Genomic DNA, 12,090 nt, shown 5'->3' on the forward strand with positions numbered 1-12,090 from the left:
GTAAGGCTAACACTGCATAATTTCAGCCCAAAAGCGTTTGGCTTCCAAGTTTTCACAACTGATAAAAAAATCCGACCCACATCTGCGGAATGTGGGCTACAATAGGAGAGCCAAAAGTAAAAGTTTGAGGCTTTCCCAAATAATAACCTTGACCGTAATCTACCCCAAGTTCCTTGAGTTTATCCATAACTGCTTGACTTTCCACATACTCGGCAATAGTTTTAATTCCCATGGCGTGGGCAATTTTGGTAATAGCTTCAACCATGACAATATCAATAGGATTCTCGGCAAGATTCTTAATAAAATTGCCATCTATTTTGATATAGTCAACAGGCAAATTTTTCAGGTAAGCAAAAGAAGACATCCCGCTACCGAAGTCGTCCAAGGCAAACTGGCAGCCGAGTTCCTTGAGTTTCCAAATTAAGCAGGCTGCTTTGCTGAGATTCGCGATCGCCACGGTTTCGGTAATTTCAAAACAAATTATTTCCGGCGGTATTTGATAGAGAGAAAACTGCTCTTGAATAAAGTCGATGAATTTTTCTTCGTTAATGCTGTCCCCAGAAAGGTTGATCGCATAAAGGCTAGAATATTTGTCAAATGAAGCTTGTGAATTAGACAAGGGGCAGCAAGCAGGTAAGGTAACTATATTATCGTCTGCCCCGTGGTTTTGGACTAAGAGATTTGCCGTGAAAATTTGAGATAAATTGCTAAATAAAGTGCGAATTACCCAGCGATCGATCGCGTGCATCAAGTTATAGCGTTCGGCTGCCGGAATAAATGCCATCGGTGAGACTAACTGACCAGTCTGAAGTTGAAGGCGGAGGAGGATTTCGCAGTGGGTGCCGGTGGTGGGGAGCTCTCGCAAATGTACGATCGGCTGAGAGTACAAGCGAAACCGATTATCTTCTAAAGCTTGATTGATTTCGACCACCCACTGGGTTTCGCCGTGCTGTTTGATTAATTCGCGATCGCCCGGTTGATAAACCTGCACCCGATTGCGGCCTTTATTTTTAGCAGCATAGCAGGCTAGATCTGCCGCGCTCAACACCGCAGAAGTCGATACTGTTTTGCGATTAATTGCCACCAAACCGATACTGACGCCGATCGCAAAAGTTTTGTCCTGCCACGCAAACCGAAATTCCTGAATGTTTTGCAGTAGCAATTTTGCAACATCTAAGCCCTGTTCTGGCGGACAATTGTACAGGAGTACAGCAAACTCATCGCCGCCCAGGCGCGCCAAAATATCGGTTTTGCGGATATTGCTTTTAAGTAGCTGGCTGACTTGGCGCAGCAGTTCGTCGCCTGCAACGTGACCAGAAGTATCGTTAACTATTTTGAAGCGATCGAGATCCAGGTAAAGCATCACGTGTTCTTGACCGTAACCTTGAGAACTGTGCAGGGCGTGTTCTAGCTGGTACTCAAATTCGTGACGGTTAACCAATTGCGTCAGGGGGTCGTGAGTTGCCTGCCAGGTGAGTTGTCGCGCTTGAGTTCGCACTTGGGTGACATCTCGAAATACAACGACGGCCCCGACAATTGTGCCGTTGCTGGCGTGGATGGGGGCGACGCAATGGTCGATCGCAAATTCGCGGTTGTGGCGGGCAATCAGCAAGCTGTTGTGTCCTTGGTCAACAATCCGACCTTCGTACAAAGCAATTTGAGCGATATTTTCGATCGGCATCCGAGTAGTTTCGTCAACTATTCTCAACACGCCCGCGAGGGGCAAACCTTTAGCTTCTGAGGTTGACCAACCCGTGAGTTTTTCGGCAACTGGATTGAGGGTAGAAATGTAGCCGTGGCTGTCAGTAGCAATTACTGCATCGCCGATCGATTGCAGAGTAACTTGAGCTAGTTCTTTTTCCTTAAAAAAAGCTTGTTCCATGCGCTTGCGATCGCTAATATCCCGCTGCACGGATACCCAGTGAGTCAGGTTTCCCGACTCGTCAGCAACGGGTACGCTGTTGAGTTCCACCCAATAAGTTGAACCGTCTTTGCGGTAGTTGATCAATTCCAAGCGCAGGGGTTCTCGGCGAGAGAAAGCGCGACGAATTTTGGCAACTTGAGCGCCATCGCTGTCTGGCCCGCGCAGACAACTCGGTGTTTGGCCGATAATTTCTGCGGGCCGATAACCGGTCATTTGGGTAAAAGCTTCGTTGACATAGATGATGGTGGGATCGGACATATCGCTGTATCCCGCATCCATAATTACGATCGCATCGTTAGCGTTAACTACGGCAGATTCTAACAGTTGCAGCCGCACCTCTGCCTGCTTGCGGGTAACGATTTCCTGTTCCAGTCGGCTGTTAGTCAAGCTCAAAGATGCGATCGCTTTTTGCAATTCGCTAGTCTGTTCTTGGACGCTGGCGTGCAAAATATCGATCGCCCCGGACATTTCCATCGGGTCAAGTACGCTCAGTAAAGTGCTTTGAGTAACTATTCCCAGCAGTTCTCCGCCTTCGGCAGTGACTACTAACCTGCGGACTAAACGCTGCTGCATTTCCTGATGAGCCACCCAAAGCGAGTCTTCTGGCTTGAGACTAAATAAAGGGCTACTCATTACAGTTTCGGCGATCGTCTGCGACAAATCTATATCTAAAGCTTGAAATTCGACAATATCCCGTTCCGTGACTATACCTAGAGGAATTGGGAACGACAAATTCATCGATAATTCTGTTGGCGCTGTAATTACCACGCAGCTAACGCGGTGCTGCGCCATCAACTCGGCTAAACTGATAACTGACGAGGTAACAGGCGCTTGAATAACTTGTGCAGTCATTACTTCTTTCACCAGGCGCATTTTTAAGATATTTGCCGGTTCCACCATCCCTTGGCGAATGCTTTCTGGCGTAATTACTCCTAAAAGTTGACCGTCACTGTCTAATATTGGCAAATGGTGAATTCGTTGTTGCCCCAACAGAATTAAGGCGCTAAAAATGTCTCGATCTTCACCTTTCGTCAGAGTTGCAGCAGGCTGCTGCATAACTTCTGCGATCGTAACATTTTTTAAGTTTTTGCCCGATGCAATCAAATCGACGAGATCCCTCTCGGTGAAGATTCCTTGCAATTGGGAATTTTGAGCAGATTGGGAGTCGGATTTTTCGAGGGATTGTTCGACGACAAAGACGCAGATACCTCTGGCGTCTCTGAGGGCGCTTGAGGTGAGGGGATTTGGGATTTCTGTGAGTTGCGGGTAGATATCGGTGGGTGGAATGTCTGCGTTTAGAGAGCAACTTCCGCGCCGTTGGCCCATCAGGGTAATGACTTCTGCTAATGGGGTATCGGGCGCAACTGTCAAGGGGTAGCGGTCAATTACTTGATCTAAAGTCGGCAGATGCTTGGAGGAATCATTTTTTATCATAGGATTTAATTCATTTTGGCGATCGTCGCACAGACTCTACCACAGTCATAAAAAGCCCTGCTTTCCATGCAGTGCGTGGATTTTTACAGCGCTGCTGAGACATAATTAAAATTTTTTGTTAAAAATCCACCCGATGTGTGGTTGGCGAGCTGGCGGGTGACAGCTCTGCCTCTACCTCTAAAGTTATAACCGTATATGGATTTTAAGTGTGCAAATTCTGTCCAATGACAGTTTTATTAACAAATATGTATTGGGGGAACTTTTTTCGATAGAATCAACCTATAACATCATTCATCACTAATCATATCCATCTTTAGAAGCAAACGTCTGTTTGCTGTCCGGGCTAACCTAGAAAAGGTAACTACAAAAACAGACCGTATTAAGTTCGGCAGTGTTAAGTTTTACGATATTAAGTTTTGCGAGCTTTTCTAGACCACCTGCCAGTTGCGGAGGACAATGAATATCACAGCAGGTCTGTGAATTCGATCGCAAATTTGCGAAAACGACCGTGGTAAGCTTGTAGATATAAACAGAAGAACTTAAACACCAAGTCTGGCGAGGAAAAGGGATTATGAAACGCCATCTATTAGCCGCAACTTTTTTAATTGCTCCCCTACTGTTGGCCGGGCCCGCTAGCGCTGCAAATCCCGCTCAGGTCAAGCAGCTACTCTCCACTGGGCAATGCTTTGGGTGTGACTTGTCAGGAGCAAATTTGGCGGAGGCTCATTTGATTGGTGCAGATTTGAGAGAAGCGAATTTGCAAGGCGCAAACCTCTCCAATGCTAACCTCGAAGGCGCTGACTTGACCGGCGCTAACTTGACGGGTGCCAACTTAACCGCAGTTTTCCTGACTAACGCCAGTTTAAATGGCGCAGACCTCGATCGGGCAAATCTGACAGCCGCCATCATCAACACCGCTGACGTATCAGGCGCATCAATGGAAAACATGACTATTACTGATGCCAAAATCTACAATACCCAAATCGGCGTAGGCGGCAGCTACGAGCAGTAAACTCTTTTAAATAATGCGAAGTGCCAATTTTAAGTTAAAAAACCCGGTTTCTCTCCAGAAACCGGGTTTTTAGTCTTTAGGTTTGTAGTGAGGACTTCAGTCCTATCTTGTTGGATAAGGACTGAAGTCCTCACTACAAACCTGATTGGGGTTATTTTAAATGTGACGAACCCTACCACTAAAAACCCAAATCCACAGCAATTCGATGGGCGCAAGCAAACCCAGAAAATGCCACCGCATTTAAACCCTGTCCGGGAAACGTACTATCGCCGACACAATACAAACCTGGCATAGAAGTTCGATTAAACGGCATTCCCAACAAACCCATTAACTTCTGGCGGGGAATCGGCCCGTAAGTTCCATCTTCCCGGCCCAAAAAGCGGCGGTGAGAACGCGCCGTCCCAACTTCCATATAATCCAAACCAGCATCTAAACCCGGAAAAATCTTTTCTAATCTGTCAATAATTCTGCCGCCAGCCTCTTCTTTTTTATCCTCGTATTCCTGTGGCGAAAGTCCTTCCCACTCTTCCATCCAACTCGAAGTAAAAGCATGAACAATGTGATATCCTGCCGGAGCTAAATCTGGGTCGAGTACCGTCGGAATTGATACTAAAATAGTTCCTTCTGGCGCTTCCATTTTGTCCCAATCTTCTAACAAAATGTGGTGGCAGGCAGTGCCAGCAGGGATGACGCTGGCTTCTACTCCTAAATGCAAGCTCAAGAAACTGGGGGCTTTTTGATAGCGCTGCTGCCATTTCTTCTCGCTAGCTGGCATCTCTTCAGCAGGTAGCAGTTTCTCGAAAGTATCCCAGCGGGTGGCGTTAGAAACTATCCGCTTTGCCCGGTAAACTTCGCCGGTTACTAGCTCGACTCCGACAGCGCGGCCGTTTTCTGTGATAATTTTTTTGGCTTTAGCTTTGTACTGAATTGTCCCGCCGCATTTTTCTAATCCTTCTACTAATTTTTGGGCAATTTGACCGACTCCGCCTTTGGGATAATTGATACCGCCGTAATGTCTGTCAGAAAATACCATTCCGGCGTTAATCATCGGCGTTAAGTCTGCGGGTACTACAGACCAGTAGTAGCATTCCATGTCGATAAATTTCAGCAAAGTCGGGTCTTTTATGTAGCGCCGCGCTATGTCGCCAGTATTTTGAGGGAGATATTTTACTAATCCCAAACAGGCTAAAGGATTCTGAAAAAAGACTCGAACTAGATATCCAGGTTCTTCTAGGGATAGCAATTCCATGCCGTTGAGGCAGTTGAATACGTTCCAGCATTCGCCGTAAAATTTCTGGATGCCTTCGCGCTCGTGAGGAAACCTGTCAATTAATTCTTGCAAGTATTTGTCATAAGGCTGGGGAACTTCCAGATCGAGACCTGAGGGTAGGTGATAGTGAAGCTGTACCGGGTCGGGGATTGTTTCTAGGGTGACGTTGACGGCTTTGAGGGCGCGGGTGAGGAGGTTGGTGGTGCCGCGCTGTCCGAACCCAAATATCATGGAGGCTCCGACATCAAATCTGTAGCCTTCTCGATCGAAATATCCAGCACTACCCCCCGGAATTGTGTAGCTTTCGAGCACCAAAACTTTGGCTTTCTTGGCTGCTAGCTGGGTTGCAGTCACGAGTCCGCCAATGCCGGAACCGATGACTATCACATCAAACTCTTGCTCTGTCGGGCGGGAGTTGGCGGAGAATAACTGGGATTGGGTAGGGGCTGACATTAGGTTAAAAATCTTAATATTTTTACAATTTTACAGTCGATCGCTCCAGAAGGAAGAAGTCCTTAGTCCTTAGTCATTAGTCAGCAGTCATTAGTTATTTGTTAGTGGCTACCAATTCCCGATGCTATAAGGCCCAATGCCCTGTTTGGCCAATGCCCAATTACCAATTCCCCGTGCCCCTGCTTCAAAAAAAATGCGGGAACAGTCTACCATTGCCGACTGCCCCCGTCTGCCTATCCTTTGAGAGGAGAACACTAAAAATTACTATAGCCTTGTTGCTAATTTATGTCAATACTATTGAAAATATATTTCAATAAAGTGACGAAGGTCTACAAACAAAGAGACTTATAGGATTTTAGATTTTAGATTCAAAGAATGGAAGATTGTGATAAGTTGCACAGAGCGATCGTTAGCGAAGTCCGCCCCTACGGGGGGCTACGCCAACGAAAACGATCGCACCGCATCAAATCCTTCAAATCTAGCAATTTCCCCAATTTCCTCATGCCCCTGCAACTGCGCGTTTACGTTCCGCCCCACCCGTTAATTAAACATTGGCTGGCTGTCGCCCGCGACGCCGCCACCCCATCGGTACTTTTTCGTTCTGCGATGACAGAATTGGGACGCTGGCTGGCCTACGAGGCAATTCGAGATTGGCTACCGACAGTGGAAGCAACGGTGCAGACGCCTTTGAGCCCATGTGCGGCGACGTTTATTAACCCGGAAGCTCCGTTGGTTGTGGTACCGATTTTGCGGGCTGGTTTGTCACTGCTGGAAGGAATTCAGACGGTTGTGCCGCTGGCTTCGATTTACCATCTAGGTATGGCGAGGAATGAGGAGACGCTGGAGCCGACTTGTTATTTGAATAAATTGCCGGCGCAGTTTAACCCCCAAACGCGGGTGATAATTAGCGAGCCGATGCTGGCGACTGGCGGGACGATTGTGGCGACGATGCAGGAATTGATTTCACGGGGAATTGATCCGAGTTTGATTCGGATTATTTCTGTGGTGGCTGCTCCTCCGGCTTTGAAGCGGCTGAGTACGGAGTACCCGAGTTTGGTTCTTTATACGGCAACGATCGACGAAATAGTCAACGAACAGGGGTTTATTGTACCTGGTTTGGGTGATGCGGGCGATCGAACTTACGGCACTTGAACCAGGGAATTTTAGATTTTGGATTGACTCGACAGATAATTGTGGGGCTTCTATCCGTGTTTGGGTGAGGTGAGCAGTTTCTGGAATTGGTTGCGGAATCTCCGGGAAAAAAAGATGGGCCTGGCGCAGGTAAAAGCAGGCACAGATAAAGTTAAAATCCAAAGTAGAAGTCAAAAATAAATAGCGTTTAGCACTCATTGCCCGTGAAACTTGATTCTGTACCGCCAAACTCGTCTGCTTCTGACTCAGAAACCCCCAATTCTGATTTGCAACCACAAGTACAACTACAAAAACTTAAAGAGACTTCTGAGATTTGTGCTGCTTTAACCCCGGATCAGGCAGAAGTTTCAGTGAGTGCAAACCCCGATATCTGTCAGGAAGAAAAGCAACTGAAGCCGAAGCACTGGGCAATTTTTGCTTCGACTTTTGTAACTATTTTTTTGGCGGAAGTTGGAGATAAAACTCAAGTTGCCATTTTGCTGATGACGGCTGAATCTCGGAATCCTTGGATTGTGTTTGCGGGTGCGGGTTCGGCTTTGATTGCAACGAGTTTGTTGGGGGTTTTGCTGGGAAGGTGGCTGGCGACTCGAATCGATCCGAAAACTTTGGAGAGGGCTGCGGGAGTTATTTTGTTGGCAATTTCGGCGATTTTACTTTGGGAAGTGCTGAGTTAAACTATTTTAGATTTTGGATTTTGGATTTTAGATTTGGGAATTACTGATTATGTTTGGGTAAGTCCAAAGAAACCGGGTTTCTGGCTAAATTTAGCGATTAAACCGAGGATTTTGGACAGAAACCCGGTTTCTGGGAGCCTGTGGGTAAGTTGTAGATTTCTAAAAAGCTAACTGATAACTAAAAAAAATATGGATTGGCAACTTTTAGGCATAACTTTTATTACGGTGTTTTTGTCAGAATTGGGTGACAAAAGTCAATTAGCTGCGATCGCCCTTGGTAGCAGTTGCAACTCGCCGCGGGCTGTATTTTTTGGTACGGCGTCGGCGCTGCTGCTGGCGAGTTTCCTTGGTGTTTTGGTTGGACAAGGTACGGCGGAGGTGTTACCGGAGAGGTTGGTAAAGACGATCGCTGCGATCGGATTTGCGGTGATGGGCTTGCGTTTGTTGTGGCCGAAATCTGAATTATCTGATGTGTCAGAAGAATCCGAATAAGAGGACACGGCAGTGCCGTTTCCCTACCCCAATTCATTGTAGGGAAACGGCACTGCCGTGTCCTAATTTTTATGGTTGATTAAACTTCGTTTTGGTAGCACCAGCCAAGCAGCGTACCGCCGACAGCCAACTTTAGCGCTTCCAAAACAAAATATCCTTGGTGCAGTGTATTCATGCCGGCGGGCACTTCTGCTGCGGAGTCGAACAGATTTAGCTGCATTCCCAAGGCGCTCATTTGAGGTGTGAGCCCGTAGGTGTCAATCAGGGCGATCGCCAGAAGTACCAATGATAATACGATTGCTGTGCGAGTACGCTTGCCGGAGTCACCCATTAAATTGCTCAAAACCATCAAACCCGTTGCTACGAATCCCGAACAGATTAACTCAACGCGGTTAAATCCCCAGAACATTAAATTTCCGGCTGTTGCAAAATCAGAAGATACCATCATGCCAGATACGTAGAGACTCGGCATAATAACTAGATCGATAATCAGGCTACCGCTGAGCCAGAAAATTAAGGCTACCATGACAATTGCTTGCCAGCGGGGTCTGATTGATTCTACTCTCGACGATGTAATAGCTGTCATAAAAATTAGACCCTCTAAAATTTTCTTCTGCCTTTTCTAGAGCTTAACGAACTTTTTCCTAAAATCGTGTTAAGTATTTTTAAATTAATGGTAACTTTTGTGTAACTGAATTAGAAGAATTGTTAAGCTTGTCGGCGAAAAGTAACAGTTGAAAAATTGTGGCGATCGCCAAAAACGATTGATAATTACTCATTCCAGCAATATACCGATCAAATTTATGTGTTATTATTACAGTTAAATTGCCAAATATCAAAGATATTAGCCAATGATTGAAATAAACAAAATTCTGGAATTAAGTGCGGCAATAGCCAATCAATTTAAACCAGAAAAAATAATTTTGTTCGGCTCTTACGCCTATGGGAATCCCACGAGCGATTCGGATGTTGATATGTTGGTAATTTTATCTTCAGAAGGTAATAATTTTCGCAAAACTTGGGAAATACTAAGTAAAATTCAACCGAAATTTGCTCTAGATTTATTGGTGCGAACTCCTGCTGAAATTGAACAACGGCTAGCTTGGAATGATTTATTTCTCAGGGAAATCATCGAAAAAGGAAAGGTGATTTATGAATCCGCTGACACTTGAATTCATCGAAAAGCTTGCAAACAAATACGGTTGAGGTTTGGTTTGACTCGACAATACCTAAATTATGCTTTAATTTTATTTTAATTCTTCAGTCTGCGGAGGCAGACATCGTTTATACATACCTGGTTTCAACCGCAGACTCTTATAAATTTATAGCCTTTCTCAAAAAAGTGATGTATGCCCGCTAGTCCTATGCCCTATGCCCTATGCCCTATGCCCTATCCCCATGAGTACCTCATCTTTCTGAGAAAGGCTATAATATATGCCTAAATTTCAATTCTCATCTTGGCTTCCCCGTCTCCCCACTCAAGTCTGGATTCTCGCCGCCGGCAGATTCCTCTCGCAAAGCGGTAGCGGCTTTACTTTATTTTACGCGCCGATCTTTTTTGTCGATCGCGTCGGCTTGTCTGCAACTGCTGTTGGGATTGGTTTGGGTAGCGGTTCAATCTCGGGAATATTCGGCCGCATTTTGGGCGGTTCTTTTTGCGATTCCCAATTTTGGGGAAGGCGGCGAACTTTATTGCTGGCGGCAATGATTTCGGCTGTCGCTTCTTTTCTGTTGGCGGCGACTCATGATTTTCCAGGTTTAGTTGCTGCTAATTTATTGATGGGTTTTGGTGTGGGTTTGTATTGGCCTCCAACGGAAAGTATGGTTGCGGATTTAACTGAGGGCGCACAGCGACAGGAGGCTTTTGCTGTGACGCGGCTTGCTGATAATTTGGGTTTGCAAGTTGGGATTATTTTGGGCGGTGTTTTGATTGCGGTAACGGGGAATTATCGATCGCTCTTTATGATCGATGGTATCTCGTTTTTAGTGCTGTTTGCGGTGGTTGCAAGTGCGATCGCAGAAACCTACAAACCAGCTAATTCAACGGATACAGGCAAAAAAAGTCTCAAAAATGGCTGGATGGTGGCGTTGGGCGATCGCACTTTGCTAGTCTATGCTTTAGTCAATACTCTGTTTACTCTCTACATTTCCCAAATTCAAACCACGATGCCGTTGTATTTTAGCAAGTTTGTGCAGGCGGGGACATCGGGAACAGGCTTTTCTACGGGTACAATTACGGTTTTGTTTGCTTTTAGCACATTTTTAACTGTGGCTTTGCAGATGCCGATTGTTAAGGCTTTGAGGCGGTTTTCTCATCCCCAAGCTTTGATGATTTCGGCGCTGCTGTGGGGAATGGGGTTTATTGCGATCGGCTTGACGGGAATGGCTGCAACTGGCAATCTATTTTTAGCAGTTGTTGGCTTGACTTTTTTGTCGGTGGCAACGGTTGCTTATACGCCTTTTGCTTCGGCTTTGGTGGTGGATTTAGCACCGGAGTCTTTACGCGGCGTGTATTTAGCGGTTAATTCTCAGTGTTGGGCGATCGGCTATTTAATCGGCCCACCGCTGGGCGGTTTCGCTTTGGATCGAGGTAAATGGGCGGCGGATAATTTCTGGTTGGGTTTGGCTATTAGTGTGATACTGGCGATCGCAATTTTGCAAAAGGTCGATCGAATGTTAAAAAGTAGAATCTAATCATATCAAATAGAATAAATGGCGATTGATGTCAAATCCGTTGGCAATGGAGTAAGATTAAACGAACCGCGAAGGCGCTAAGGACGCGAAGGAAGAGAAAGAAGATGATCCGGTTCTTCCTTCGCGCTCTTTGTGTCTTCGCGGTTTAATCATTCCGATTAACTTATTTTCGCCGATCGCCCAATTTGCGATAAACCGCCCTCAAATCAACCTGATGGTGAGCCAAAGCAACCAAAGCGTGATAAAATAAGTCCGCAACTTCCCCGGCGATTCCGTCTTTATCATCATCTTTGCAAGCCATCACAACTTCCGCCGACTCTTCGCCAATCTTCTTGAGAATCTTGTTATCCCCGCCCTCGAACAACTTGCAAGTATAAGAAGTTTCGTTAGGATTGTCACGCCGATCGCAAATTACGTCAAACAATTGAGATAACATATCCCCCGGCGGCGCCACAATTTCCCCGTCAACTTGGTGAAAACAACTTCTTTCACCCGTGTGACAAGCAATATCTCCCACTTGTTCGACAGTCACCAGCAAAGCATCGCTATCGCAGTCGTAACGCAGCCCTTTGACATTTTGAACGTGTCCCGAAGTCGCCCCTTTGTTCCAAAATTCGGCGCGAGAACGGCTCCAGAACCAAGTTTGACCGGTTTCCATGGTTTTTTCGAGCGACTCCCGATTCATCCACGCCATCATCAACACTGTGCCGTCTAAGTAATCTTGGACGATCGCAGGCACTAAACCGCGATCGTCATAACGGATCTTTTCAATTGGGATCGATCGGCTCAAACTAGATAAATCAGTACCAGACATAATTTTATTGCAGCTTTTCATATAAATTAACGCTTTCGTGTCGGATATTTTTTTTATTAACCGCAGAGAGCGCAGAGGACACAGAGAGAAGAGAGGAGATTAGGCAAGTGATTGGCCAATTGTCAAGAACTATTTTACAAATTATTACAATTGAGACCTAGGAGTGCTAGT

Annotated in this window: 10 protein-coding genes; 6 read left to right on the forward strand and 4 right to left on the reverse strand. The window is 46.0% G+C overall.

Annotation, left to right across the window (positions count from 1 at the left end; all coding sequences use genetic code 11):
- Nucleotides 1–52 precede the first annotated feature (52 nt).
- Nucleotides 53–3,358, reverse strand: coding sequence for an EAL domain-containing protein (locus JGK14_RS16185; RefSeq protein WP_325315271.1), 3,306 nt, complete (start codon nt 3,356–3,358; stop codon nt 53–55).
- A 571-nt stretch (nt 3,359–3,929) separates the two neighbouring features.
- On the opposite strand from JGK14_RS16185, the gene JGK14_RS16190 reads away from it, so the two are divergent.
- Nucleotides 3,930–4,370, forward strand: a complete 441-nt coding sequence (locus JGK14_RS16190; RefSeq protein WP_293210298.1) for a pentapeptide repeat-containing protein — start codon at nt 3,930–3,932, stop codon at nt 4,368–4,370.
- Between the two features lie 178 nt (nt 4,371–4,548).
- Here JGK14_RS16190 and crtH read toward each other — a convergent pair whose 3' ends face one another.
- Nucleotides 4,549–6,093, reverse strand: a complete 1,545-nt coding sequence (crtH, locus tag JGK14_RS16195; protein WP_293195911.1) for a carotenoid isomerase — start codon at nt 6,091–6,093, stop codon at nt 4,549–4,551.
- A gap of 501 nt (nt 6,094–6,594) precedes the next feature.
- Here crtH and upp point away from each other — a divergent pair.
- The 3 genes from upp (at nt 6,595) to JGK14_RS16210 (ending at nt 8,411) form a co-directional block, all read left to right on the forward strand.
- Nucleotides 6,595–7,245: a uracil phosphoribosyltransferase gene (gene upp, locus JGK14_RS16200; RefSeq protein ID WP_293176030.1), complete on the forward strand. Its 651-nt coding sequence runs from the start codon at nt 6,595–6,597 to the stop codon at nt 7,243–7,245.
- Between the two features lie 203 nt (nt 7,246–7,448).
- Entirely contained in the window at nt 7,449–7,919 is a 471-nt protein-coding gene (locus tag JGK14_RS16205; protein WP_325315272.1) for a TMEM165/GDT1 family protein, read from the forward strand.
- A gap of 189 nt (nt 7,920–8,108) precedes the next feature.
- Nucleotides 8,109–8,411 carry a TMEM165/GDT1 family protein gene (locus JGK14_RS16210; protein WP_293176024.1) on the forward strand — a complete coding sequence of 101 codons (303 nt, stop codon included), beginning with the start codon at nt 8,109–8,111 and terminating at the stop codon, nt 8,409–8,411.
- Nucleotides 8,412–8,490: 79 nt separating this feature from the next.
- Here the strand turns inward: JGK14_RS16210 and JGK14_RS16215 are convergent, their stop codons facing one another.
- Nucleotides 8,491–8,997, reverse strand: coding sequence for a DUF4149 domain-containing protein (locus JGK14_RS16215; protein ID WP_293176026.1), 507 nt, complete (start codon nt 8,995–8,997; stop codon nt 8,491–8,493).
- Between the two features lie 265 nt (nt 8,998–9,262).
- Here JGK14_RS16215 and JGK14_RS16220 point away from each other — a divergent pair, with 265 nt between their 5' ends.
- Nucleotides 9,263–9,583 carry a nucleotidyltransferase domain-containing protein gene (locus JGK14_RS16220; RefSeq protein WP_293185527.1) on the forward strand — a complete coding sequence of 107 codons (321 nt, stop codon included), beginning with the start codon at nt 9,263–9,265 and terminating at the stop codon, nt 9,581–9,583.
- A 262-nt stretch (nt 9,584–9,845) separates the two neighbouring features.
- Nucleotides 9,846–11,105, forward strand: a complete 1,260-nt coding sequence (locus JGK14_RS16225; RefSeq protein ID WP_293195907.1) for an MFS transporter — start codon at nt 9,846–9,848, stop codon at nt 11,103–11,105.
- A 163-nt stretch (nt 11,106–11,268) separates the two neighbouring features.
- On the opposite strand, the gene hisIE is transcribed toward JGK14_RS16225, so the two are convergent.
- A complete protein-coding gene (gene hisIE, locus JGK14_RS16230) occupies nt 11,269–11,919 on the reverse strand; it encodes a bifunctional phosphoribosyl-AMP cyclohydrolase/phosphoribosyl-ATP diphosphatase HisIE (protein ID WP_293189573.1) in 651 nt (216 codons plus the stop codon).
- Nucleotides 11,920–12,090 lie beyond the last annotated feature (171 nt).

Source organism: Microcoleus sp. PH2017_28_MFU_U_A (assembly GCF_020738035.1).
Lineage (GTDB): Bacteria > Cyanobacteriota > Cyanobacteriia > Cyanobacteriales > Microcoleaceae > Microcoleus.

Bases quoted from the DNA above. Each gene is read 5' to 3' on its own strand.
- JGK14_RS16215 (WP_293176026.1), bottom strand. From the start codon at position 8,997: ATGACAGCTATTACATCGTCGAGAGTAGAATCAATCAGACCCCGCTGG.
- JGK14_RS16185 (WP_325315271.1), bottom strand. From the start codon at position 3,358: ATGATAAAAAATGATTCCTCCAAGCATCTGCCGACTTTAGATCAAGTA.
- JGK14_RS16220 (WP_293185527.1), top strand. From the start codon at position 9,263: ATGATTGAAATAAACAAAATTCTGGAATTAAGTGCGGCAATAGCCAAT.
- JGK14_RS16225 (WP_293195907.1), top strand. From the start codon at position 9,846: ATGCCTAAATTTCAATTCTCATCTTGGCTTCCCCGTCTCCCCACTCAA.
- hisIE (WP_293189573.1), bottom strand. From the start codon at position 11,919: ATGTCTGGTACTGATTTATCTAGTTTGAGCCGATCGATCCCAATTGAA.
- JGK14_RS16210 (WP_293176024.1), top strand. From the start codon at position 8,109: ATGGATTGGCAACTTTTAGGCATAACTTTTATTACGGTGTTTTTGTCA.
- upp (WP_293176030.1), top strand. From the start codon at position 6,595: ATGCCCCTGCAACTGCGCGTTTACGTTCCGCCCCACCCGTTAATTAAA.
- crtH (WP_293195911.1), bottom strand. From the start codon at position 6,093: ATGTCAGCCCCTACCCAATCCCAGTTATTCTCCGCCAACTCCCGCCCG.
- JGK14_RS16190 (WP_293210298.1), top strand. From the start codon at position 3,930: ATGAAACGCCATCTATTAGCCGCAACTTTTTTAATTGCTCCCCTACTG.